Below are 24,409 nucleotides of genomic sequence, written 5' to 3'. Positions count from 1 at the left end.
GGGACCGTCATGGAACGTGAACGCCGCCCGGCGCGTGGGGCGCGGGGCGGCGGTAAGGGGTCAGTCCGGGTTAGGGCCGGTTCAGCGGACCTTGGTGCCGCTGGGCAGGTCCAGGCCCAGGCCCACGAGGTCCAGGTTGCCCTGGTCGTCCTCGGCGGCGAGGATCATGCCCTGCGACTCGATGCCGCGGAGCTTGGCGGGCTTGAGGTTGGCGACCAGGATGACCTTGCGGCCCACCAGGGCCTCGGGTTCGAACCACCGGCGGATGCCGCTGACGACCGTTCTGGTCTCCTCGCCGAGTTTCACGGTGAGTTTCAGGAGCTTGTCGGCCTTCGCGACGGCCTCGGCGGCGATGACTTGCGCGACGCGCAGGTCGATGCGGGCGAACTCGTCGATGCTGATCAGCGTCTCGGTCGCCTCGGGGGCGGGGGCCGGGGCGGCAGCGGGGGCGGTGGTGATCGGTTCAGGGGCAGTCTGGGTCATGGCTTTCTCTTTCTTGCCGGGCTTCGGGGCGCTCGGGGCGGGGGTGGGGGTGTCTTTCGGTTCGGGTTTCGGGAAGAGGATCGCGCCGCCCTGCACGCGCGTCCCGGCGGGCGTGAGGCCCCACGCGGCCTGCAGGGCGTACGTGTGCCCGCCGAGGCCCAGCTGGGCGCGCAGTTCGCGGGCCTTGACGGGAATCACGGCTTCCAGGGCGACGCTGGCGACGCGCAGGCCCTCGGCGGCGGTATACAGCACGGTGTCCAGGCGGCGCTGGGTGTCCTCGCTCTTGGCGAGGGTCCACGGGGCACTCTCGGCGATGTAGCGGTTCAGGTCGCGCACGAAGTTCATGGCGGCCTCGATGGCCATGTTGATCTTCAGGTCGTCCACGAGTCCCAGGATCTGTCCGGGCAGGGCCAGGGCGGCCGCTTCGATCTCGCGGTCGCGGTCGCTGAGGTCCGCGGCGGCCGGAATCACGCCCGCGCGGTACTTCTGGATCATGCTGACGGTGCGCGACAGCAGGTTGCCCAGGTCGTTGGCGAGGTCGCTGTTCAGGCGGTTCACGAGGATGCCCTCGCCGTAGGGGCTGTCGGCGCTGAGGGTCGCCTCGCGCAGCAGGGTGTAGCGGATCGCGTCGACCGGGAACTCGGTCACGAGCGCCTCGGGGTCGATGGCGTTGCCGAGGCTCTTGCCCATCTTGCGGCCGTCCTCCGCGAGGATGTGGCTGTGCACCACGAGGCGGCGGTAGGGGGGCAGCCCGGCGGCTCTCAGCATGGTCGGCCAGAACACCGCGTGCGGCTTGAGGATGTCCTTGCCGATCACGTGCCACGCGGTGCCGATCACGTCGGGCTTGGCGCCCTTGCTGACGGGTGCGGACACGTAGTTCAGCAGCGCGTCGAACCACACGTACGTGACGTGGTCCGGGTCCCAGGGCAGTTCGATGCCCCACGGGACTCGGCTCTTGGGCCGGGAGATGCTCAGCGGCCCGATAGGTTCGCGCAGCATTTCGATGACCTCGTTGCGGTACCCGGCGGGCTGGATGAAGTCCGGGTTCGTCTGGATGTGCTCCAGCAGCCACGCCTGGTACTTCTCCATGCGGAAGAAGTAGTTCGCCTCGCGGCGCAGTTCGGGCGGGTCCTTGTCGCCGGGGTAGCGGCGCACGCCGTCGGGCCCCTCGACGAGTTCCTTCTCGGTGACGTAGCGTTCGGCGCCGACCGAGTACAGGCCCTCGTACTCGTCGAAGTAGATGTCCCCGGCGTCGTACACGCGTTGCAGGACGTCCTGCACGAAGCGTTTGTGGCGCCCCTCGGTGGTGCGCACGAAGTCGTCGTAGCTGATCTCCAGGCGGTCCCACAGGCCCTTGAAGGCGCGCGTGGCGAGGTCATCCACGAACACCTGCGGGGTCTGTCCGGCCTTCGCGGCGGCCTTGGCGATCTTCTCGCCGTGCTCGTCGGTGCCGGTCAGGAAGAACACGTCCCGCCCGGCGAGGCGCTGGTAGCGGGCGATGGCGTCGGTGAGGATCTTCTCGTAGACGTGCCCGATGTGGGGCGCGCCGTTGGCGTAGTCGATGGCGGTCGTGATGAAAAAGGGGTCTTGGCTCATGGGCGTCCTTCCTTCCCCGCGGCGCGGTGGGCCGTGCCGCGGGCAGCCTGTTCAGGATACGGGCTGCGGGCGGGGGCGTGAATGGCGTGCGGGGCGTCCCGGCCTGATCGGAGACGCCCCGCGCAGTCGCTGTTCGTGTTCAGCGCCGGGGGGACATTCGCATCATCGGGCGGGCCGTCATGCCGCCCAGTGTACCGTCCGGGGTCCGGCGCGGCCATGCGCTGTCTGGCAGAGGGGTGGCCCATGCTTGACCGGCCCACTGGCCGGTGTGGGGCTCACCTGAAGATTGATGAGGGCCGAAAGCGCGTGCATGAGGCTGGGGTTCAGTGACGGGTCAGGTGCGGCGCCTATGCTGGGCTCACCTCGGAAGAGGTTAAGACCACTCAGTGTTTTCGTGCTGCCGGAGGGACACACCGCACGCCCCCGGCCCACCCCTCCCCCCGCAGGCGACGCCGCAATGTGCGCGGCCACCACACGGGGTTCCAATCGGCGCCTGTGCCGCCCAGGCAGAGGCACAACCCTTCACCGAAGCTTCGTTGTCCAGCACCCGGGCCGCCCCCACGCGCAGAGGAGGCGGCCCGGACCCTGTGCCACGTTAGACCGGCTTCCTCAGCTGAGTTTGGCCTTGAACTCTTCGTACCCGAAGGTCTTCACCCGCTCGTACGAGCCGTCTCGGTGCAGGATGCCGATGTCCGGGTGCTTCACGCCGTTGAAGAACGTCGTCTTCACCATCGTGTAGTGGATCATGTCGTCGAACACCACGCGGTCCCCGATCTCCAGCGCCCGGTCGAACACGTACTCCCCGACCACGTCTCCGGCCAGGCAGGTCGTCCCGCCGATGATGTACGGATGGCCGCCCGCGCCCTCGCTCGTCTCGCGGTGGTGATCCAGCTCGGGCGGATCGCCCGCCCCCAGGATGCGGGGCCGGTAGGGCATCTCCAGCACGTCCGGCATGTGCGCCGACACGCTGATGTCCAGCAGCAGGGCGTCCTTGACGTTGTGCACCACATCCAGCACACTGCTCACCAGCCACCCGGTCTGCCAGCCGAACGCACTGCCAGGCTCCAGGATCACGTGCACGCCCCACCGCTCGCGGAAGGCCCGCACCACGCGGATCAGACGCGGGATGTCGTACCCTTCGCGGGTCATCAGGTGTCCGCCGCCGAAATTCACCCACTTCACCTGTGCCAGCACGTCCCCGAAGGTGCGTTCCAGCACCTCCAGCGTCCGCTCCAGCGTGTCGCTGTCCTTCTCGCACAGCGTGTGGAAGTGCAGGCCGTCCACGCCGTCCATCAGGTCCATGCGGAACTCCCGGCGCGTCACGCCCAGGCGGGAAAACGGCCCGGCCGGGTTGTACAGGTCGGTCTCCACCTCGGCGTACTCCGGGTTCACGCGGATCCCCACGTGCACCGTCCGGCCCGCCGCGCGCGCCGCCTCCACCTGCGGCTTAAAGCGCTCCCACTGCGAGAACGAATTGAACACCAGATGATCCGCCAGTTCCAGCACACGCGGGAAATCCTCGTCGCTGTACGCCGGGGCGTACACGTGCACCTCGCCCCCCATCTCCTCCTTCGCCAGGATCGCCTCGTTCAGGCTGCTGGCCGTCGCCCCGGTGATCCCGTACTCACGCAGCGTCGGGAACGCCGACCACATCGAGAAGCCCTTGAACGCCACGATGATCTGCGCGCCACTCTCCCGCTGCACGTACGAGATCAACTCCAGGTTCCGGCGCAGCCGCGACTCGTCCAGCACGAACGCCGGACTGGGAATCGCCGCCCAGTCCACCGCGTCCACGGGCGTCACGGCACTCAACTTGAGATCAGAGGGAAAAACAGTCACGCCCCACAGCGTAACGGCTGACGCGCGCAGAAAGAGTCAGCGGGGATTCAGGGGGACTTGGGAGTCACCGGCTCAAAGTGCACGCCGTCCTTCTCAAAGACCGGCTGGAGTTCACCGGCCGCCACGCGCTCGATGAACCGCTGCTGCTCTGCGCTGACCTCGCGCTGCTCAATCCGTTGCACCGGATCAAGCAAGGCAGCGGTGGACGAATCGTTCATGTGACTGCACGCACGGAACACCCCGAAGATCAGTGCCGCGATCAGGAACCACGGCACCCGGAAGGGTCGGGAGTCCGTCTCGTCCTTCGGGGTCAATTGTTTGGCGCGCACCGCTTTCAATTTCAGGCGTCTCGCCGTGACTTCCTGCCAGTCTTTCTCCTGCGCGGACTTCAGCGCCTTGCGTGAGGGTCCGTGATCGGTCATGGCCGCACGCTCCAGCAGATGCCGTGCGTACTCCAGGCTGGCCTGGATGGGCTGAGTGTCCACGGGTCGCAGCACGCCGTCCTCGCCCAGTTCGACATTCCCGGCCCGCAGTTGCCGGGCCAGTTCGAAACGGGCGTCGTTTTCACCACCGTCCGCGGCGCGGTGCAGGTACTTGAAGCGTTGCCGTGGCTCCAGATTGAACTGCCGCTGGAATTCCGGGAACTGCTGGTACACGTGCCAGCTCATTTCACCGCTGAGCAGGTCGGCCGCCCTGAGGATGTCTGCTCGCTGCTGCTCAGCTGGCGCGGAGGTGTGCTCGCTGAGGTAGGCGATGGTTTCAGCCGCTGCCGTATGGCCCTGGTCGCGGGCGATTTCCAGAACGGCGCGGGCACTCTGCGTCCCCCACGCGGGATGGACCAAATGCATACGCCCGAGCAGGACGGCCGAATCGGCGTCTCCGTCCTGCGCCGCGCTGGCCAGCAGGGCCGTGATGCGTGGCAGCTCGGGCTTGATCCAGTCTCCAGCCTTGAGCACAGCCCAGCCAAAATTGCCGGACGGTACGCTGTTCTCCTGCTGCGCGGCTGAAAGGTAACGGCGCAGGGCGTCCAGACGCTCGGATGGACTGGCGTTCGCTCCGGTCAGGGCGATCAGGAGCTGCTCGGACTGGAGTGGGTCGAGTTCAGCGGCGATGCGCGCGCGTTCTACGGCCAGTGCGTGGTCCTGCGAAAAATGCTGCGCATGGTGTGCCACGTGACTGTGAAATGCGGCCCAGAGGCGCTGTATGTCGCTCTGACCGAGCAGTCCGGCGTCCTGCTGCTGGCGCACGAAGGTGAGCATGTGTTCCTCACCGCCACCCCACTCGGTACGCAGGTGCAGCAGCATGACGCGGCGCAGGGCGAGGGTGCCCGGGTTGTCCTGAACAGCGCGCGTGAACCAGTCCGGGTACTGCTGATTCTGCACGTCGTGCAGGCTCAGCTGGCAGCCGCGCGTGTTGCTGGCCAGTCCGATGACGTTCCAGGCGGCCAGGGGGTTGTCGGTGAGGGTAGCGGCGTGGCGGGCGCACCCGTCGGCCTGGGTCAGGAAGTGATCCAGGGAACGCCAGCCCTGGTCACTGACGCGGTTGGACGTGTGGCCGCCGCGCGCCTCCCAGCCTCGTCCCAGGAACCAGCCCGCAAGCGCGACGTGCGGGGCGTACGTGCCTGGGTGCGCCTCGGTCCATTTCTGGAAGCCCTCCCCGAGTGTCAGATCGGAGGTCTGGAAGGCGCGGAAGGCCCGTAGCAGGTCGCCTTCACTGATCTGCCCGGCCTCGAACTGCGCCTGCAGATCGGTGAGGTGGGCGTGCAGGGGTTCGATGTCGCCATTGCGGAGAAGGTTCAGGAGGCTCGGGCCGTTCATGTAACCTTCATGCTAGCGAAGCGTGGCAGGTTAGACAGACGAACATGCCCGCCGCACCGGGGGTGAGCGGGCATGGCTGGCAGCAGGGGTCACCCCACCGTGAATTTCAGGGTGCCGTCCGGAGTGTCGCCGTGGGTCAGAGTGGGGACGATGGTGCTGGTGCTCAGTCCGGCGGCGGCGCGCACGTCCTCGCCCAGGCCCAAGCGCATGAGGTGCTGGCCGTGGCCACTGCTGCCCAGAGCCTCCAAGGGGTTGCCGCCGTTGCGGCGGACCGTCAGGGCGATGCGGGCGCCGTCATCGATGCTGAATTCGCCCATGGCGAGCAGGTACTCCGCGAGCACCCCGGCGGCGTAGACGTCCTCCAGACCCACGTGTTCGTCGGTGCCAGCGCAGACGATGGCGATTTCCTCGGTGGCGGCGGCGCGGGCTCGGCGGGCGGCGGCGTGCGCGTTCGTCAGAGCAGCCAGGAAGATGTGCTTGCCGCTCTGCGCGGCGGTGTGGGCGGCGCCGGTGCCATTGGTGGTGTTCATGACGACCGTCTTGCCGGTGAAGTTCTGCCCGGCGGCCTCGACGGGGCTGTTGCCGAAGTCGAAGCCGGGGATGGGCAGGCCGCCGCGTTCCCCGCCGAGCAGGTAGGGGCTGCCCTCGGTGCGGAGGTTCAGGGCGATCTCGGGGGTGGCGGTGAGCAGCAGGGCGTCCGCGCCGCGTTCGAGATACGTGACGGCGGTGGTGGTGGCGCGCAGCACGTCGATGATGACCACAACGTCCGGGTAGTTGCCGTGTGGGAGGAGGTCGACCCGCAGGCGCATGTTATTTCAGAGCCTCGCGCAGGCGTTCCAGTCCGGCCTGCGCGCCGTCCCTGCCGAACACGGCGCTGCCCGCGACGAGGTTGCTCGCCCCGGCGGCGACGACCGCGCGGGCGTTCGTGGCGCTGACGCCCCCATCGACCTGGAGTTCGGCGGCGCTGCCGATCTCGTCCAGCCAGCGGCGGACGGTGTGGATGCGCTCAAGGCTGTGCGGGATGAACTTCTGCCCGCCGAAGCCCGGATTGACGCTCATGATCAGGACGAGGTCCACGTCGGCCAGGACGGGCCGCAGAGCCTCCAGAGGCGTGCCGGGGTTCAGGGTGACGCCCGCCTTCTTGCCCAGTTCCCGGATCTGCTGCACGGCGCGGTGGACATGCGCGGTGCTTTCCACATGGACGGTCAGGCCGTCGGCGCCGGCGTCGGCGAAGTCGCGCAGGTACCGTTCGGGCCGGTCAATCATGAGGTGCACGTCCATGAACAGGCTACTGACGGCGCGGGCGGCGGCCAGGATGGGCAGCCCGAAGCTGATGTTGGGCACGAACTGGCCGTCCATGACGTCCACGTGCGCCCAGTCGGCGCTCTCGATGGCGCGGAGTTCGTCGCCCAGGCGGGCGAAATCGCTGGCGAGGATGCTCGGCGCGAGCTTCACGCGCCTCGCTTCGGGGGTGTCGGCGGTCACGCGCAGAAGCTTAGCATTCCCCACGCAGGGATTTCACGGGCGGGCGAAGCGGCGCACCCGAGTTCGCGCGGGGCAGAACGCCCGTGCAGCATCAGCCCGCCCCGCGCACCTGCCGGGGCGGGCAGCAGACGACCGGCCGTGGCTCAGAGCAGTTCTCCGAATGACGGCGTCAGCACACCAGAGTTCTGCCGCCTCCATTCTCTGCTTCGCAGCTGTTCCATTCCGTCCTGCTCGGCAACATTCACTCGCTTCGCTCGGCCACAAAGAACGCATCTTTACGGCCCACGCTTCAACATCTGAAATTTCGGCGAAAATGGCGTCCACGACGCAGTGCGGAAGGATTCCGAGTGGCACCTGGGTCTATGACGAGCTCCAAGTGAGGCACCGGCGGACGACCCGAACCTCACCCGCGAGCTGATCGATTCAGACGGGTCCGAATATGTCATACGGATTCCGTTTGTTTCCCGCTCGCTCCGCTCGGATTGAACGGGTTCTGCAACCCATTCAATCCGAGTCCGTATCAGCCACCATGTGGACGACGCGCGCCAGCGAGTGCCTGGAAGCCACCCTCCTCATCCGCTTCGGCCTTCAGATCTGCTGGGCCATCTCCTGAGTGGCGCAGCAGTCCTCCACGCCTCCACATGCCCGAGCCGTCTGGCGTCACCTGGCCGGGCGATCCAGAACCACACCTTCGTGACGCCTGAACCTGCTCGAAGCTTACTCGCCGGACTCGGCAGTCCCCCTGATGGAACCAGCGTCTGCCGGAGTCGACTGCGACGTGCGCCCGATCTCCTCCAGCGCCCGGCGCAGCACCGGGTCACCCAGAAGGTTCACCACAGTTCCCGCAGCGGGCCGCTGCCGATCATCACGCACGACGATGTCCGGTGTGACCCCCACACCCTGAAGTTGTCCGCCGGGCGTGATCAGGAACGCGATGGGGAACATCAGGTATCCCACACCCATCCCATGGGATGTCGACGCCACGCCTCGTCCTGCCGTTCGCTCGCCGATCACTGTCATGCGGGCGTGTTGCAGGACACTTGCGATCACTTCTGCACCGCTGCTCGTCTCACGGTTCACGAGCACCATGACGCGTCCGGTGAAGTCCCTCAAGTGCGGCTTCGCGCTGCCGTAGATTCGCGTGTCTCCACTCCTGCTTTTGAGGCTCACGATGTCACCCTGCGACAGGAACTGGTCCGCGACGGCCACAGCGGTATCCAGCGAGCCGCCTGTATTGCCGCGCAGGTCCAAGATCAGGGTGGCGATTCCGTCCTCCTGGAGGAGCTGGATTGCCCTGGTCAGCTGATCCGTGACGTCGCTCAATCCAGTGAACAAGGTAGGCATCGCCAGATACGCCGTGCCGGTCGGCAGCCCCTCCCGGACAGTCAGCGTGGGGGTGATGGCCTGCCGGGTGACCCTGACGACCTGCCGCGTTTCACCCCGCCGAACGATCAGGTCCACGAACTGATCCTCCAGAAGGGGCAGCAATGCTGCCGCCGCATGTCGTGTGACCGACCGGACGTCATGGTCGCCGATCCCCTCGATGATGTCGCCCGGCTGCAATCCCTGGTACCACGCGGACGTAAACGGCGGAATGGCAGCGAGCTGGACACCCTGCTGCGCCGCCCCGTCCTGCTCGAACTCCAGGCCGAAGGTCGTCCCCTTCTGAGGATTGGTCGACGGAACAAGCGCATTGCGCGGAGAGAAGCGGACATCAGGATCGCCCAGCGCGCGAATCAGACCGTCGATCCCCTGCTCGGCACCCTGCCTGACCTTCTTCTCGTCAAAAGGGTAGAGGTAGGGGAAACGTCGAAGACTCTCGATGATGCGGTCCACCTGAAGGGGTTCGAGCGCTTCCGCTCGAACGGTCTGTGTACTGAGGAGGGTCGCCAGGAGCAGCAGGGTCCGTCGCACGCCCGCAGTGTAGACCGCCGTGGATTCCGCGTGCCGTTTACCTATGTGGTTGCCTTACCAGTGTCGGTGTCGTGGAGACGATGGATCTCTGGGCGGACGAACGGGCGTACTGCTCTCAGCAGGTTCGGAGGTCGTCAGAGACTCGGACACTGCCCAGCTTCATGCCGTACCGCTTGCAGGAAGCTCATTTTGCCGAAGTGTCGGGTGCTGAGGGCAAATGCTCAAGCGGCCATAGTACGCGGTCAGGCTGGTCTTGGCGAGCACCTTGCCGTTCAGCATGAAGCCCAGCACGGCGGGCGTCGTGCCCGCGGGCAGGTCGAGGGTGGTGACGGTCAGGGCGGCGGTGTGCAGATAGTTCAACGGTCAGAGAAACCGACTGGGTATGGGGGTCACAGCTTTAGAAAGCCTCTCCCGGCATTTCACGTTTCGGAGGGCGGCGGTCTCACGCCACACCAATGGGTGTGTCTCATACGCAGGAACAGCTAGCGTTCCGTGAAACCCGAACGGTCGTTTGGTGACTGCGCGGGACCGGTGGCATGATGGCGGCAGCACACGGAGGAACACACATGCCCGACCTGAGTGCCTGGAAAGCCCAGGCCAGCAAGGACTTAAAAGGCGCCGACCCGGCGCGCCTGAATCGCGAGACGCCCGAGGGCATCACCCTCCGGGCGCTGTACACCGCAGACGACGTGCAGGACGTGGACACGGCCTCACTGCCGGGCCTGCCGCCCTTCACGCGCGGCCCGCGCGCCACCATGTACGCCGCGCGCCCCTGGACGATCCGGCAGTACGCGGGCTTCAGCACCGCCGAGGAATCGAACGCCTTCTACCGCCGCAACCTCGCCGCCGGGCAGAAGGGCCTGTCGGTCGCGTTCGACCTCGCCACGCACCGGGGGTACGACAGCGACCACCCGCGCGTGGTGGGCGACGTGGGCAAGGCCGGGGTCGCCATCGACTCTGTCGAGGACATGAAGATCCTCTTCGACGGCATCCCGCTGTCCGAGATGTCGGTGTCCATGACCATGAACGGCGCGGTCCTGCCGATCCTGGCGGGGTACATCGTGGCGGGACTGGAGCAGGGCGCGACCCTGGATCAGCTCTCGGGCACCATCCAGAACGACATCCTCAAAGAGTTCATGGTGCGCAACACCTACATCTACCCCCCGGCGCCCAGCATGCGGATCATCGCGGACATCATCGAGTTCACGGCGCAGCAGATGCCGCGCTTCAACTCCATTTCCATTTCCGGGTACCACATCCAGGAGGCCGGGGCGAACGCCGCGCTGGAACTCGCCTACACCCTCGCGGACGGCCTGGAGTACGTGAAGGCCGCGCTCGGCAAGGGGCTGCACATCGACGAGTTCGCGCCGCGCCTGAGTTTCTTCTTCGGGATCGGCATGAACTTCTACATGGAGGTCGCCAAGCTCCGCGCCGCCCGCCTGCTCTGGAGCGAACTCATGGCGCCCTTCGAGCCGAGAAACCCCATGAGCCGCGCGCTGCGCACCCACTGCCAGACCAGCGGCTGGTCGCTGACCGAACAGGACCCGTACAACAACGTCATCCGCACGACCGTCGAGGCGATGGCCGCCGTGTTCGGCGGCACGCAGAGCCTCCACACGAACTCCTTCGACGAGGCCATCGGCCTGCCCACCGACTTCAGCGCCCGCATCGCCCGCAACACCCAGCTGGTGATCCAGGAGGAGACGGGCATCCCGCACGTCGTGGACCCCTGGGGCGGCAGTTTCATGATGGAACGCCTCACCCACGATCTGGCCGAGAAGGCGCGGGAACTGATGCGCGAGGTCGAGTCGCTGGGCGGCATGGCGAAGGCCATCGAGAGCGGCGTGCCGAAACTGCGCATCGAGGAGTCCGCCGCGCGCAAACAGGCCCGCATCGACCGGGGCGAGGACGTCATCGTCGGCGTGAACAAGTACCGGCCCACGCAGGACACCCCGGTGGACGTGCTGGACATCGACAACGCCGCCGTGCGCGACGCGCAGATCGCCCGCCTGAACCGCGTGCGGGAAACACGCAACCCGCAGGCTGTGCAGGCCGCCCTCGCGGCCCTGGAACACGCGGCCCGCAGCGGCGAGGGCAATCTGCTGGCCCTGGCGGTCACCGCCATGGCAGCCCGCTGCACGGTCGGCGAGGTCAGCGACGCCCTGGAACGCGCCTGGGGCCGCCACGCCGCCGAGATCCGCACCCTCAGCGGCGTATACGCCGCCGGGTACGACGGCGACGAGGGCTTCGCCGCCCTGCAGGGTGAGATCGAGGCCTTTGCCGAGGCCGAGGGACGCCGCCCCCGCATCCTGGTCGTGAAGATGGGCCAGGACGGGCACGACCGCGGCGCGAAGGTCATTGCCACGGGATTCGCCGACCTGGGCTTCGACGTGGACGTCGGCCCCCTCTTCCAGACGCCCGACGAGGCCGCGCGGCAGGCCATCGAGAACGATGTGCATGTGGTGGGCGTGAGCAGTCAGGCCGCCGGGCACAAGACCCTCGTGCCGCAACTGATCGCCGCGCTGCGTGAACAGGGCGCCGGGGACATCCTGGTCGTTGTGGGCGGCGTGATCCCGCAGCAGGACTACCCCGCCCTGCGCGAGGCGGGCGCGGCGGGCATCTTCGGCCCCGGCACCCCCATCCTGAATAGCGCGCGCGAAGTACTGAACCTCCTGCGGGCGCGCGAACAGGCGTGAACGCAACCTCCACATGCCCCGCCTCGTACCTGCGCGCATGCTGAAGCGACTGAGGGCTGTGGTGGCGTGTGCCGTGCTGGGCGTGGCTGGTCTGAGCGATGCGCGCGCGGTGGGGATGACCCTGCCCGCGCCGCCTGCGGGGCCGCCCGCCCAGGTGGGGGGCCTGCGGGTGTGTGAGCGGGGGGACACGACGTACCTGCTGGACAACACGGGCCGGGTGCGGAGCCTGACGTACGCGCGGCTGTTGCCGGACAACCGGTTGTGGGTGCGGCAGAGTTACGACCGGGCCGGGCGCCTGACGGGGCTCAGCGTGAGCTGGAGTGGCTTCGCGGGTCGCCTGCTGGACGTGCGTGGGTCGTTCGACGCGCGGGGGCGTCTGGTGAAGGAGACGGGGTTCCGCGCGCGGGGCGTGACGACACCGCTGCGGTCATACCTGCGAGCGGTGCCGAGGGGGTTGACATGCTGAAACGGCTGATGCTGGCGCTGCTGTTGAGTGCGCCGCTGTCGGGTGGGGCCGCACTGGCGGGTGGGGTGAGCGGGCCGGTGGGCCTCTCCCCTGTCGCGTCCGCGCGGGCGGTCATGACCGGGAATGACGCCGCATTGGGAGGCTGGCGGGCGTTCCAGGGCTCGTCGATGCCCTGCATCATGGACGCGTTCTTCGACGTGCAGACCTGGACGGACGCACGTGGCACGGTGCGGCGGCTGGTGCTGCGCGCCGCGTCGGGCTGGAATCCGGACCGGACCGAGCAGCGCATCGACTGGGACGAGGCGGGCCGCCCCCGCGCGTACTCGTGGGTGCTGCGCCGCACGCCCGGCCAGGACACAGTGGCCGCGCGGATCGAACGGCTGATCGGCCCGGACGGGCAGGTCGTGCAGACCCGCGAGTGGGGCGACGTGCAACCCGAGCACCGCGTCCCCTGGCCGACCCTGGAACGCGAACTGCGCCCCGCCGACCTGATAGAGAGGTTCACTTGCCCGCCACTCCGCATCCTCTGACGCTGCCGCTGCTGTCGGGGGCGCGGCGGGCGCTGGCGAAAGCCATCACGCTGGTCGAGTCCACGCGGCCCGAGCATGAGGCGCAGGCGCAGGCGCTCCTGTCGGAGGTGCTGCCGCGTGCGGGGCGGTCGGTGCGGATCGGCCTGACGGGCGTGCCGGGCGTGGGGAAGAGCACGTTCATCGAGGCGCTGGGCGTGCGGCTGGCCGACGCGGGGCACCGGGTGGCGGTGCTGGCGGTGGACCCCAGTTCAGCCCGGACGGGCGGCAGCATCATGGGCGACAAGACGCGCATGCCGCGCCTGACGGTGCACCCGAATGCGTTCATCCGCCCCAGCCCCAGTGGGGGCACGCTGGGGGGCGTGGCGCGGCGCACGCGGGAGTCCATCACGCTGTGCGAGGCGGCGGGCTTCGACGTGATCCTCGTGGAGACGGTCGGCGTGGGCCAGAGTGAGACGCAGGTGGCCGCCATGACCGACCTTTTTCTGCTGCTGACCCTGCCGAACGCGGGGGATGAGTTGCAGGGCATCAAGCGCGGGATCATGGAACTGGCGGACGTGTGCGTGGTGAACAAGGCCGACACGAACCCGCAGGCGGCGGTGCGCGCGCAGACGGAGTTGCGCACGGCACTGACCCTGCTGACCCCACAAGACGCGCCGTGGCGGCCCGTGGCGCTGCGGGCATCCGCTTTGACGGGTGAGGGGCTGGACGGGGTGTGGGCGACTATCGAGGCGTACCGCGCCGCCGTGGACCTGCGCGTGAAACGCCAGGGGCAGGCGGCGCAGTGGTTCGACGAACTGCTGCGCGAGGCCGCGTGGCGGGCGTTCCAGGCGGGCCTGGACCCGACGAGGCTGCACGCCCTGCGCGCCGAGGTCACGCGCGGGGAGCGGACGGCAGTGCAGGGCGTCGCAGCGCTGCTGACCCCGGATCCATACAGCGGTTTCCAGTTCCATTGAAGGGCCAACACCACGCCCTTCAATTCCACTTCCAACCGCTGGTGTTGTCAGGTGCTCGCTCCGCTCGTTCAGGAGTATTGAAGGGCACCTTCAATACTCCTGAATTCTGCTTTAGGCGCTGGGTTTCCCCGCCGACACCCAGGGATTGCCGCTGATCAGGAACCGCCAGGGCAGGTCGGCGCCCCGGCGCAGGCCCACGCGGGCGGTGGTGGTCACGTCCCCGTCCGGCAGGGGGTCGCCGGGCACGAGGTAGAAGTCCGGGCCGTCCACCGGCTGGCCGCGCAGCTCGGGTCCCAGGTGCAGGGCCGTGACGAGTTTCGCGGGGCCGTTCGTGAGGTCCAGGCGGCGCTTCACGGGCCGCCGTTCACGCATGCGCTCCTCGCCCGCCAGGGGTTCGGCGGCGCGGATCAGGACGGCGGCCTGCACGCCCTCGGGCCGGCAGACGATGTTCAGCAGGGGTTGATCGTACGCGACGTGGTAGTACACGCGGCCCGGCGGGCCCGCCATGCTTGCCGCCGCGCCGGGCAGCCGGGCGACGACATAGCAGCTGGGGTCGCGCGGGCAGTCGTAGCCCTCGGTCTCCACGATCCGCGCGGCCAGCCGTTCGCCGCCGGGCAGCACGCGCACCAGCACGGCCCCCAGCAGGTCACGCGCCAGGGTGACCGGGTCGCCCGCGAAGGCCTGGGCGCTCAGGGCGCGGGCGTGGGAGAGGTCCATGCGCGCCAGCGTAGGGTGCAGCGGCAAGAAGGACTGTACGTCTCAGCCCGCACGGCGCTACTTCTCGCTGACCGGGCGGGCGAGGTCCATGCTGGGCGCGGCAGGCGACACCCAGGGGTTGCCCCGGACCGTGAAGCGCCACGGGAGGGTGCGACCCTCGCGGCTGCCGACGCGGGCGGTGACCTCCACCTCCTCGTCGGGCAGCGGCGCGGGGGGCGGCAGGAGGTGCAGTTCCGGGGCGTTCACCGGCCGTCCGCTGATCCGCGCGGGGTTCAGGCCCAGCGCGTACACCAGTTTCGCGGGGCCGTTCGTCAGGTCCCGTTCGCGGGTGACAGGCCGGAAGCTCAGCATGTGCCCCAGGCCCTCCAGCGGCTGCAGGGCGCGGATGAGCACGCTGGCCGACACGCCCTCCGGTCGGCACGCGACCTGAAGCAGCGGGTGACCGTGGGCCGTCCAGAACAGCCACGTGCCGGGCGGGATGGCCATCTCGGCGCTGCGGGCCGCGTGGAAGCGTCCGGCGGTGCAGGCGGGGTCGCGCGGGCAGTCGTAGGCCTCGACCTCGACGATCCGCCCGGTCAGGCGTTCCCCACCCTCCAGCACGCGCACCAGCGTCCCGCCCAGCAGCGCGCGCGCGACGCTGACCGGGTCACCCCGGAAGTGGGCTGGGGCGAGCGAGAGGGTCAAGGCCGGGTGCGGCGGGTGTAGATCGCTGCGCCGGTGAATGCCAGCAGGCTCAGCCCCAGGATGGCCCACTGCCCCGCCGCGAGGGTCTCACCCTGCGCGAGCCGGAGAACCGCGCCGGACACGGGAAGGCTGAGGAGGGTGGCCATCATGGGCAGGAGCGGGGCGGGGAATGGGCTGGGCACGCCCCGCGAACGCCAGACGGCGACGGCGGTCCACAGCAGCGCAGCGAGGGGCAGGGCGGCGCAGGCGATTCGCAGGGGGCGGCCCTCGGGGATGACCGTCAGGTACAGGGTGTTGAAGGCGACCGCGAAGGTCAGGATGACCAGGAACAGCGTGCCCGTGCTCACGCTGGGGGCCGGGCCTGTGGCTTCGGGGAGCGACATGGCCTCTACCCTACCCCGGCGCGGAGCAGGTCGCCTTCGTAGATGCGGCGGATGGTGGCCTCGATGTCCGGTTCGCGCACGGTGAGGTCGCGGACGGGGGCGTGCGCGGTGACGCGGGCGATGGGCCCCGCAGCGGCGCCCGTGAAGGCGTACGTGGCGCGGCCTGGTTCGTGGCTCAGGAGGGTCAGACCCGGCACCTCGGCCTGAGCGACAGGGCCGTCGAAGTCCACGTGCAGTTCGCGCTGCGAACCGTACGCGGCCTGGAGGCGGGCGAGGTCGCCGTCGAACAGCAGTTGCCCGTGGTCGATGATCAGGACGCGCCGCGCGAGGCGCTCGACGTCCCCGAGGTCGTGCGTGGTCAGGAGCACCGTGACCTCGCGCTCGCGGTTGATGTGGGCGATGAAGTCCCGGATGCGGTCCTTCGCCACGACGTCCAGGCCGACGGTGGGTTCGTCCAGGAACAGCAGTTCGGGGTCGTGCAGCAGCGCGGCGGCGAGGTCGGCGCGCATCCGCTGCCCCAGCGACAGCGCGCGGGCGGGGGTGTGCAGGAACGGCCCGAGGTCGAGCAGTTCGGTGAAGGTGCTCAGGTTCGCCTGCCAGCGGCCTTGCGGGATGCGGTACACGTGCCGCAGGAGACGCAGGCTCTCGATGACCGGCAGGTCCCACCACAGGGTGGTGCGCTGCCCGAACACCGCGCCGAGCCGCGCGACGTGGCGGCGGCGGTCCTGCCAGGGCGTCAGGCCGCCCACCGTGACCACGCCACTGTCGGGGACGAGCAGGCCGGTAAGGACCTTGACGGTCGTGCTTTTTCCGGCGCCGTTCGGGCCGAGGTAGCCGACGATCTCGCCGCGTGGGATGTGGAAGGACACGTCCCGGACGGCCTCGTGGGTGCGGCGCCCCGCGCTGAGGAACCGGCCGGTGCGGGTGGTGAAGGTCTTGCGCAGGTGCTCGACGTGAATCATATGACCTCCGACTGGACGGTTTAACCGTTCAGTTCGAGCGGATCCGAGTGGGAGCGAAACGGGTTCCGGGCGTGGAGTTGACAATCCGGTGGCGTTCCGGGTTGCCAACGAAACAGAGGGAATCCATAGCAGGTGCCTCCTCTCATAAATGGCGTGTCGTGACGGTCGGGGCGATACTCAGAACCCACAGCCCTCATGTCCCGGTCCCCTGGTAGTGCCGCACGCCGACACGCCAGAACGCGAACGCCCCGGCCAGCACGAGTGGCCCGGCCAGCGGTCCGATCAGTGCGGCCCAACCGGGCAGGCCGTCGGGCAGGGAGCGGCCCAGCAGGTGCAGGGCGGGCAGGTAGGACAGGAACGCGGCGGGGATCAGGTACGTGAAGGTGCGGCGCAGCCACGCGGAGTAGATGTCCATGGGGTAGCTGATCAGGGTGCGGCCGCCATAGGTGAGGACGTTCATGGCCTCGACGCTGTCCACCGTCCAGAACGTCAGAGTACCGCCGATGACGAACAGCCCGCCGAAGAAGCAGATCATGCCCAGGACCGAGGCGGTCAGGAGGGCGGCCGTCTCGGGCCCGGCGGCGAGGGGTGCGTGCGTGAGGCCGTACCCGGCGATGGCGGCGGCGAGCAGCACGCGCGGGATGCGGCGCAGCGCGAAGTCCGAGGCGAACACCTGCACCGTCAGCGGGGCGGGGCGCAGCAGGAAGGTGCTGAACGAGCCGCTGCGGACGTGCGCGGAGAGGTTGGGTGCGTCGAAGCCACCGAACAGGATGTCCATGAGGACAAACGCGAGTTCCGCGAGGCCGTACAGCAGGCAGATCTCGCCCAGCGTCCAGCCGCCCAGTCCGCCGAAGCGCGGGAGGACCAGGGCGAGCGCGGCGAACTCGGCGGCGGTGATCAGGAGGCTGCCCAGCGCGTCGAGGATGAACGAGGTGCGGTGCGCGCCCTGCGAGCGGATCTGCGCACCCAGCAGCCGCAGGTACAGGGTCAGGTGATGCCGGACGTCAACCACCGGCAACCTCCAGCCGCCGCAGTCCCGCCCGCAGCGTGACCTGACAGGCGAGCAGCAGCGCCACGGTCCAGCCCAGTTGCGTACCCAGTGCCGTCCACGCGGCCGCGCCGCTGGTGACGCCCACCCACAGTTCCACGGTGGTGTTCAGCATGGCGGGAAAGGGCGTCCAGGCCAGCACGGCACGAAAACCTTCGGGGAAGAACGCCAGGGGCATCAGGAAGCCGCAGCCCAGGCCCAGCACCGCCCACGCGAAGCGCCCGAATCCCACCGCGTCCGGCGACCAGAACGCCGCGCAGTTCACGAGAAAACGGAACAGGAACCCGCACGCCCAGGCCAGCAGGACGCTCAGGGCGACCTGCACCCAGGCGAGAGGACCGGGCGGCCAGTTCAGGCCCCAGATCAGCCCGAAGATCAGCAGCATGGGCAGGCCGCGCAGCACCAGTTGCCCCAGGGCCCGCCCGGCGTCCTGCGCGGCCCAGAAGCCCAGCAGACTGGCGGGGCGCAGCAGGTCCGACGTCACCTCGCCCCGGTGGATGACCCGCATGAAGTCGAACCAGCCGAACAGGCTGAAGGCCATGATGAACGCCTGGGTCAGGCCGGTGTACGTGATCGCGTCCTGCGGGGTGTACCCGGCCACCTGCGGGCGGGTGCCGAACAGTGCCAGGAGCACCGCGACGCGCAGCAGCCCAAAGAACGAGTTGGTGATCAGACCCCACAGGGCCGCCTGCGGGTACGCGAACTGCCGCTGGAAACCCAGCCGGGTCACCGCCCAGGGCAGCGCCAGCCGGGACCGACGTGAAAGGGAGCCCCCCGTGGGGGGGGCGGGGGTGGTGGTCATAGGTTCCCTCCTCCAGTTGCCGAACCGGAAGCGTTCAGGGTACCGGGCCGGGCGGCGGCAGCGGAATACGCCGGGTGGCGGAGGGACCGCCGCCAGCGGGCCGCGAGCGTCAGGATTTGCTGAACGGCCCGCCCACGGACGCTGCGCCGGGGAGGCTTAGGCTGGGCGCATCCCAAGGGAGGAACGCATCATGATGGACATCTTCAACATGCTGGGCGGAATGGGGCAGGCAGAGCAGCGCATCGGGCAGCAGGCGGGCACCAGCCCGCAGCAGACGCAGGTGGCCATGCAGGCGGCGTTGCCGCTGCTGCTGGGCGCCCTGACCCGCAACGCCGCGCAGCCCGGCGGCCTGGACACCCTGAGCGGCGCCCTGAACCGCCACGACGGGTCGGCGCTGGACGCCTTCGCCGGCGGGCAGGTGCCTGACACCCACGACGGTCAGAAGATCCTGGGGCACGTGTTTGGCGGCCAGCAGGCCCAGGCGGCGCAGGCCGTCGGCAAACGCGCCGGCATCGACCCGCAGCTCGCCATGCAGATTCTGAGCATGCTGGCCCCGCTGGTCCTGGCGTACCTGGGCCGTCAGCGGCAGGGGGGCGGGATGAGTACGAACAGCGGGCAGACCACCGGTCAGGGGGGCGGCCCGGACCTGGGCAGCATCCTGGGCGGCCTGGTGGGGGGCGGCGGATTGGGCAGCGTGCTCGGCGGCATCCTGGGCGGCGGGCAGCAGCGCGCGCCGGTGCAGCAGCCGCACCCGGGCAGCGTGCTGGGAGGCGGCACTGTGCTGCCCGGCTACCCCACCGCGGGGGCCGCGCAGACCAGCGCGCCGGGCGGCGGTGACCTGTTCGGCACGTTGAACCGCGCGCTGGACGGCGACAGAGACGGCAACGCCCTGGACGATCTGATCGGCATGTTCGGCGGTCGCCGCTGACCGCACCACGTCACTGAACACCCCTCCACAGGGAAGGCCCGGCGCTGCCGACGACACCGGGGCGCCTGCCTGTGGGGGTCACGTCGTGGGCGGGACGACTCCCCTCACAGAGTCGCCCCGCCCGGTCGTTCCTGTGTCGGGGACGGGCCTTCAGCCGCCGGCGTCCCCTGCGCCTTCAGCGCGTGCCGAAATCCTGCACCCAGTACGTTCCGTAGGGCGTGCCAGGCTGGTACGTGTACCCGATACCGACTTCACGCAGGGTCGGGTCCATCAGGGTCTTGCAGTGGCTGGCACTGTCGATCCAGCCCTGCATGACGTTCGCGACAGTGTACCCGGCGGCGATGTTCTCGGCGACCTCGGTCCAGGCGGTGTAGCCAGCCTTCTCGACGCGGCGCGCGGGCGTGGCCCCGTCCGGGTTCACGTGGTCGAAGAACCGCCGGGTGGCCATATCGGCCGCGTGGGCGCGGGCCGCGGCAGCCAGGTAGCCGTTCCAGGTGACGGGCGCCGCCGCTTCAAACCGCACGCCGCCGCAGGTGCGGGCCACGCCACGCGCGGCATTCAGCGCACTGAGGATCTGCGCCTCTTCGCTGCTCATGGTCTGATTCCCGGTGTCGTGGGGGCCGCTGCTCTGACCGCCGGTACTGCCGGCGCTGCCGACGGCGCTGGGGGTGCTGGGGCCGCCGCAAGAGGCGAGAAGGGCGGTCAGGGGAAGCAGGCTGGTCAGGAGGAACTGGCGCATGTGAGGTCCTTTGACCGGCGGGAGTAGGTGGCGCGGTCCGAAGTGGCCTCAAGGTAGCCGGGCGGCCCTCTCGGGCCACTCACGAAGCGGAAAATGAAGACGGTGGGCCGGGCGCCCCCACCCGGGGGGCCGCTTGCCCTGTCAGACGGAAATCATGTACGCCAGAACAGTCGTGCTGGACGTCATCTACACGCTATACGATCACCTGGGCGACCCGGGAGACACAACGGCAATGTGAATTTTTTACGGTTGTGAGGTTATTGTGACAGCGGCCGTCCCAATGACGGGCCACCATGAAGATCGTCCGCTCACAGCGGTTTCCAGTTCCATTGAGAGGCCAAGAGCACGCTCCAGGGCTCCAATGCCAACCGCTGTCCTGTCCAGATGCTCGCTCTGCTCGGTTCAGAGGTATTGGGGGAACTCCTTCAATACCTCTGAATTCTGCTGTCAGTTCAGGAACAGCCCCGTGCGCGGCGTTCTGGGCACGACCGGGCGCAGGCCCCCCGGTCGGAACCAGGGGGCCTGCGGCGGGACGAGCGGGATCAGCGCACGCGGTTCAGGGCGTCCTGCGCGTCCTTGTACCCGGGGATGAGCTTCAGGGCGCGTTCGTAGTTCTCTCGGGCCTTCAGGCGGTCCGGGGCGACGGCGCCCGCCCCGCGCTCGTAGCTGAGGCCCAGGTAGTAGGCGTACTCGGCGTTCTGGCTGCCCAGGGCGCTCGCGCGGGTGAACTGCTCGCGGGCGACCTTCAGGTCCCCGGCGTCCAGTGACAGGCGACCCAGGTAGTAGTAGAACTCCGGGTAGCGCAGCGGGTCGAGCGTGACCGCCTGCGTCAGCTGCGCGCGGGCCGTCACGGCGTCCCGCGCGAGGTAACTCACGACGCCGTACTGCCCGACGGCATAGGCGTTCTTCGGGGCCAGTCGGGCGGCCTGCGCGGCCTCGGGTTTGGCGGCGGCGACGTTACCGCTCAGGGCCAGCAGCTTGGCGTAGTACGCGCGGTTGAACGGATCGCGCGGGTCGAGGATCACGGCCTGCTGCAGGTTGTCCAGCGCCAGCGGGACGTTCCCGGTGGCGTAGTACATGTCGCCCAGGTTGTACAGCAGGATGGCGTTCTCGCCGTTCAGGGCGATGGCCCGCTTGAACGCGTCGATGGCCCGCGCCGCGTCACCCTGGAGTTTGTACACGTAACCGCGTTCGTTCCAGACGCGGCTGAGCAGCAGGTCCCCGCTCTGCGTGGCGGCCTGCGCGACGCCCTCGGCGTCCTGGAGGACTTTCAGGGCGGCGCCGAGGTTCGCGGCGACCAGCGTGCGGTCCCCCGCGCCGATGTACTGCTGCACGAACGCCTGCGACAGCGCGATCTGCGCGTCGAAGTTCCGCGGGTCGAGCGTCACGAGTTTCTGCAGCGTGGTGATCCCGGCGCTGTACAGCCGCAGTTTCACCTGCGCGCGCCCCAGGCCGAGCAGCGCGGCCGGGTTGCTGGGTTCGAGTTCAGCGGCGGCGCGGTACGCGACGTACGCCTGATCGTACTTGCCCTGCTCGTAGTAGTACCCGCCGACCGCGACGTAGTTCGCGGCGGGGATCGGGCGCGCGGCCGGGGCGGCGCTGGGGGTGGCGGGCGTGGCGGGGGCCGTCTGCGCGCTGGCGGGCGCCAGCAGCAGCATGAGGCTCAGCAGTCCGCCGGTCATGGTGCGTCGATTCACTCGGAAACCTCCGTGGGGGTCGGCGCGGCCGTCTGGGGACGCGCGATCCGCTCACTGCCGGGATTGGGCATGCGGGCATGATACGTGAGAACCGCTTCGGGCGGGGTGAAGTGCCCGTGAGAGGGGGGAAAATGACCGGCCGGGTGATTCATGAGGGCAGTGTCGCCGCGCCACTTGACGGGCGTCTGATGGCCCACCGGGCCGCGCGCCGCCACGTCCGCCCATGAGAGGCGGGGCGGGGCGCTGCTACAGTGCCGGGCATGACCACCACGCAGCGCATCGGCCTGACCGGGTCCATCGGAGCGGGCAAGAGTACGGTTGCGCAGCTGCTGCGCGCGCGCGGCCTGACCGTGCTGGACGCCGACGAGCAGGCCCGGCTGGTCACGCAGGACCCCGAGGTGCTCACTCTGCTGGCCGACCGTTTCCCCGGCGTGGTCGTGGGCGGCACCCTGGACCGCGCCGCACTGGCCGCGCGGGTGTTCGGCAACCCCGCCGCCCTGGCAGACCTGAACGCCATCACGCACCCGCGCGTCCGCGCGCGCATGGCGGCGCTGGAAGCGCAGGCCGCCCGGCAGGGCGCGCGGGCCGTCGTTCAGGACGTCCCGCTGCTCTTCGAGGGTGGCCTGGACGCCCAGATGGACGCCGTGATCGTCGTAGATGCCCCCCTGCACCTGCGCGTGGGGCGGGTCATGGCCCGCAGCGGCCTGACCGAGGCCGAGGTGCTGGCCCGCGACGCCCGCCAGCTCCCCGCCGCGCAGAAACGCAAGCGCGCCACCGTCGTCATCGACAACGACCGCGACCTCCCCCACCTCGAGGCGCAGGTGGACAGGGCGCTGCGCCAGCTGGGACTGGTGATGGTTGATGGTTGATGGTTGATGGTTGATGGTTGATGGTCAACAGCGTGCGCGCGACCCGGCTGCCCGCGTCAAGGCCCACCCACTTTCCACTCCCTACAGCCCAGAAGAGGGGGCGCCCCCGCCCCGCGAGTCCGCCCCCTCTTCCGTGCGCGTTCAGGCCTGCTGGGCGTCCAGCGCGGCCTTGATCAGTCCGGCGAAGGGGGGGCTGGGGCGCATGGGGCGGCTCTTGAATTCCGGGTGGGCCTGGAGGGCCACGAAGTACGGGTGGCCGGGGATCTCGATGGTTTCCACGAGGCCCGCGCCGCGTCCCTCGACGCCGGGGGTGACGCCGCTGATGACGAGTCCGGCGTCCTTGAGCTGCTGGGTGTAGGCGGGGTTCACCTCGAAGCGGTGGCGGTGGCGTTCGCGGACGGTGCCGCCCTGCGGAACGCCGTACAGTTCGGCGATCTTCGTGCCGGCCTGGAGGTCCATGGGCCAGTCGCCCAGGCGCATGGTGCCGCCCATCCCGGCGACTTCGAGCTGTTCGGGCATCAGGTCGATGACCTTGTGCGGGGCGTACTCGTCGAACTCGGCGCTGTTCGCGCCGTCCAGGCCTGCCTTGTGGCGGGCGTATTCGATCACGGCGATCTGCATGCCCAGGCAGATGCCCAGGTAGGGGGTGCCGCTCTCGCGGGCGTACTGCGCGGCGCGGATCTTGCCCTCGATGCCGCGGATGCCGAAGCCGCCGGGCACGAGGATGCCGTCGGCGCCTTCCAGGCGGGCGCGGACGTCGGCGTCGGTGACGCTGGGGTCGGCGAGGTCCTCGGCGTTCACCCACTGGATGTTCACGCGGGCGTCGTTGGCGATCCCGGCGTGCGTGAGGGACTCCATGAGGCTCAGGTACGCGTCGGGCATCGCGGTGTACTTCCCGGCGATGGCGATCGTGACTTCACGCGCGGGCTGCTTGATGGTCCTGACGGCGTTCTGCCACACGCCGAGGTTCGGGTGGATGCGCTCGAGGCCCAGGATGTCCTCGACGGTCTTGCCCAGGCCCTGTTCCTCCAGCGCGAGGGGCACCTCGTACACGTGGGAGACGTCGAAGCTGGAAAAGACGCGGTTCTCGCGCACGCTGGTGAACGCGGCGATCTTGCGGGTGATCTCGGGCGGGAGTTTCTCCTTGCTGCGCACCATGACGATGTCGGGGCTGATGCCCACGCTGCGCAGTTCCGCGACCGAGTGCTGGGTGGGTTTGGTCTTGAACTCGTTGCTGGTGCCCAGGTACGGCACGAGCGTGAGGTGCAGGTACAGGACGTTCTCGTCGCCCTCGTCGAACTTGAACTGCCGGATCGCTTCCAGGAACGGCAGGCTCTCGATGTCGCCGACGGTGCCGCCCACCTCGATCAGGACGATCTCGGCGCCGGCGCGTTCCCCGGCGGCGCGCACGCGGCGTTTGATCTCGTCGGTGACGTGCGGGATGACCTGCACAGTCTGCGAGAGGTAATCCCCGGCGCGTTCCTTGCGGATGACTTCCTGGTACACCTGCCCGGTCGTGATGTTGCTGCCCGCCGGGATGTCGAGATCCAGGAAACGCTCATAGTTGCCGATGTCGAGGTCGGTCTCTGCGCCGGACGCGGTGACGAAGCACTCGCCGTGCTCGTAGGGGCGCATGGTGCCCGCGTCGATGTTGATGTACGGGTCGATCTTGACGGCCGTGACCTTGTAACCGCGCGCGCGTAGGAGTGCCCCGAGGGACGCGCTGGCCACGCCTTTACCGAGGCTGCTGACGACGCCGCCTGTAACGAAGATGTATTTCATGTCTGACCGCGAGCGCCTG

Annotated in this window: 22 protein-coding genes; 6 read left to right on the top strand and 16 right to left on the bottom strand. The window is 69.1% G+C overall.

The window, feature by feature from the left end; translation table 11 throughout:
• Positions 1 to 81: 81 nt before the first annotated feature.
• From metG to SY84_RS16810, 7 genes are all read right to left on the bottom strand, one after another.
• Positions 82 to 2,079: a methionine--tRNA ligase gene (metG, locus tag SY84_RS13825; RefSeq protein WP_046844487.1), complete on the bottom strand. Its 1,998-nt coding sequence runs from the start codon at positions 2,077 to 2,079 to the stop codon at positions 82 to 84.
• A gap of 609 nt (positions 2,080 to 2,688) precedes the next feature.
• Positions 2,689 to 3,918: a carboxynorspermidine decarboxylase gene (nspC, locus tag SY84_RS13820; RefSeq protein WP_046844486.1), complete on the bottom strand. Its 1,230-nt coding sequence runs from the start codon at positions 3,916 to 3,918 to the stop codon at positions 2,689 to 2,691.
• A 47-nt stretch (positions 3,919 to 3,965) separates the two neighbouring features.
• Positions 3,966 to 5,735, bottom strand: a complete 1,770-nt coding sequence (locus SY84_RS13815) for a sel1 repeat family protein (RefSeq protein WP_052751178.1) — start codon at positions 5,733 to 5,735, stop codon at positions 3,966 to 3,968.
• Positions 5,736 to 5,824: 89 nt separating this feature from the next.
• Positions 5,825 to 6,544 carry a 2-phosphosulfolactate phosphatase gene (locus tag SY84_RS13810; protein WP_046844485.1) on the bottom strand — a complete coding sequence of 240 codons (720 nt, stop codon included), beginning with the start codon at positions 6,542 to 6,544 and terminating at the stop codon, positions 5,825 to 5,827.
• Position 6,545: 1 nt separating this feature from the next.
• Positions 6,546 to 7,220, bottom strand: a complete 675-nt coding sequence (gene rpe, locus SY84_RS13805; RefSeq protein ID WP_245621348.1) for a ribulose-phosphate 3-epimerase — start codon at positions 7,218 to 7,220, stop codon at positions 6,546 to 6,548.
• A 717-nt stretch (positions 7,221 to 7,937) separates the two neighbouring features.
• Entirely contained in the window at positions 7,938 to 9,134 is a 1,197-nt protein-coding gene (locus SY84_RS13800; RefSeq protein WP_046844484.1) for a S41 family peptidase, read from the bottom strand.
• A gap of 159 nt (positions 9,135 to 9,293) precedes the next feature.
• A complete protein-coding gene (locus tag SY84_RS16810; RefSeq protein ID WP_211117114.1) occupies positions 9,294 to 9,494 on the bottom strand; it encodes a hypothetical protein in 201 nt (66 codons plus the stop codon).
• Positions 9,495 to 9,700: 206 nt separating this feature from the next.
• Here SY84_RS16810 and scpA point away from each other — a divergent pair, with 206 nt between their 5' ends.
• From scpA to meaB, 4 genes are read left to right on the top strand one after another with little or no spacing between them, the layout of a single operon-like run.
• Positions 9,701 to 11,830, top strand: coding sequence for a methylmalonyl-CoA mutase (scpA, locus tag SY84_RS13795; protein ID WP_046844483.1), 2,130 nt, complete (start codon positions 9,701 to 9,703; stop codon positions 11,828 to 11,830).
• A gap of 37 nt (positions 11,831 to 11,867) precedes the next feature.
• On the top strand, positions 11,868 to 12,296 hold the full coding sequence (locus SY84_RS16045; protein ID WP_157883000.1) for a hypothetical protein: 429 nt from the start codon (positions 11,868 to 11,870) through the stop codon (positions 12,294 to 12,296).
• Positions 12,290 to 12,826: a hypothetical protein gene (locus SY84_RS13785; RefSeq protein WP_046844482.1), complete on the top strand. Its 537-nt coding sequence runs from the start codon at positions 12,290 to 12,292 to the stop codon at positions 12,824 to 12,826. Before SY84_RS16045 ends, SY84_RS13785 begins: the two co-directional genes overlap by 7 nt.
• Positions 12,802 to 13,779, top strand: coding sequence for a methylmalonyl Co-A mutase-associated GTPase MeaB (gene meaB / locus SY84_RS13780; RefSeq protein ID WP_046844481.1), 978 nt, complete (start codon positions 12,802 to 12,804; stop codon positions 13,777 to 13,779). The genes SY84_RS13785 and meaB overlap by 25 nt, the downstream gene beginning before the upstream one ends.
• Positions 13,780 to 13,890: 111 nt before the next feature.
• Here meaB and SY84_RS13775 read toward each other — a convergent pair whose 3' ends face one another.
• The 6 genes from SY84_RS13775 to SY84_RS13745 all read right to left on the bottom strand — a co-directional run bounded on the left by SY84_RS13775 (position 13,891) and on the right by SY84_RS13745 (position 18,375).
• Positions 13,891 to 14,496 carry a DNA-3-methyladenine glycosylase gene (locus tag SY84_RS13775; protein ID WP_046844480.1) on the bottom strand — a complete coding sequence of 202 codons (606 nt, stop codon included), beginning with the start codon at positions 14,494 to 14,496 and terminating at the stop codon, positions 13,891 to 13,893.
• Positions 14,497 to 14,553: 57 nt separating this feature from the next.
• Positions 14,554 to 15,180 (bottom strand): DNA-3-methyladenine glycosylase, encoded by a 627-nt coding sequence (locus tag SY84_RS13770; RefSeq protein WP_046844479.1) that lies wholly within the window; start codon positions 15,178 to 15,180, stop codon positions 14,554 to 14,556.
• Entirely contained in the window at positions 15,177 to 15,563 is a 387-nt protein-coding gene (locus SY84_RS13765) for a hypothetical protein (protein WP_046844478.1), read from the bottom strand. Before SY84_RS13765 ends, SY84_RS13770 begins: the two co-directional genes overlap by 4 nt.
• A gap of 5 nt (positions 15,564 to 15,568) precedes the next feature.
• Positions 15,569 to 16,525, bottom strand: coding sequence for an ABC transporter ATP-binding protein (locus SY84_RS13760; protein WP_046844477.1), 957 nt, complete (start codon positions 16,523 to 16,525; stop codon positions 15,569 to 15,571).
• A 193-nt stretch (positions 16,526 to 16,718) separates the two neighbouring features.
• A complete protein-coding gene (locus tag SY84_RS13750; protein ID WP_245621347.1) occupies positions 16,719 to 17,537 on the bottom strand; it encodes an ABC transporter permease in 819 nt (272 codons plus the stop codon).
• The gene (locus SY84_RS13745) at positions 17,530 to 18,375 is read right to left on the bottom strand and encodes an ABC transporter permease (RefSeq protein WP_081424608.1); all 846 of its coding nucleotides are present in this window, start codon (positions 18,373 to 18,375) and stop codon (positions 17,530 to 17,532) included. Before SY84_RS13745 ends, SY84_RS13750 begins: the two co-directional genes overlap by 8 nt.
• A 190-nt stretch (positions 18,376 to 18,565) precedes the next feature.
• Here SY84_RS13745 and SY84_RS13740 point away from each other — a divergent pair, with 190 nt between their 5' ends.
• Positions 18,566 to 19,303, top strand: a complete 738-nt coding sequence (locus tag SY84_RS13740) for a DUF937 domain-containing protein (protein WP_046844475.1) — start codon at positions 18,566 to 18,568, stop codon at positions 19,301 to 19,303.
• A 175-nt stretch (positions 19,304 to 19,478) separates the two neighbouring features.
• Here the strand turns inward: SY84_RS13740 and SY84_RS13735 are convergent, their stop codons facing one another.
• Both SY84_RS13735 and SY84_RS13730 read right to left on the bottom strand, forming a co-directional pair.
• On the bottom strand, positions 19,479 to 20,042 hold the full coding sequence (locus tag SY84_RS13735) for a CAP domain-containing protein (RefSeq protein ID WP_052751175.1): 564 nt from the start codon (positions 20,040 to 20,042) through the stop codon (positions 19,479 to 19,481).
• Positions 20,043 to 20,584: 542 nt separating this feature from the next.
• Positions 20,585 to 21,739, bottom strand: a complete 1,155-nt coding sequence (locus tag SY84_RS13730) for a tetratricopeptide repeat protein (protein ID WP_046844474.1) — start codon at positions 21,737 to 21,739, stop codon at positions 20,585 to 20,587.
• Positions 21,740 to 21,999: 260 nt separating this feature from the next.
• On the opposite strand from SY84_RS13730, the gene coaE reads away from it, so the two are divergent.
• Positions 22,000 to 22,608 (top strand): dephospho-CoA kinase, encoded by a 609-nt coding sequence (coaE, locus tag SY84_RS13725; RefSeq protein ID WP_046844473.1) that lies wholly within the window; start codon positions 22,000 to 22,002, stop codon positions 22,606 to 22,608.
• Positions 22,609 to 22,749: 141 nt separating this feature from the next.
• On the opposite strand, the gene SY84_RS13720 is transcribed toward coaE, so the two are convergent.
• On the bottom strand, positions 22,750 to 24,390 hold the full coding sequence (locus SY84_RS13720; RefSeq protein ID WP_046844472.1) for a CTP synthase: 1,641 nt from the start codon (positions 24,388 to 24,390) through the stop codon (positions 22,750 to 22,752).
• Positions 24,391 to 24,409 lie beyond the last annotated feature (19 nt).

Source organism: Deinococcus soli (ex Cha et al. 2016), from assembly GCF_001007995.1.
Classification (GTDB): domain Bacteria; phylum Deinococcota; class Deinococci; order Deinococcales; family Deinococcaceae; genus Deinococcus; species Deinococcus soli.
This window is presented reverse-complemented; position numbering and strand designations above follow the sequence as displayed.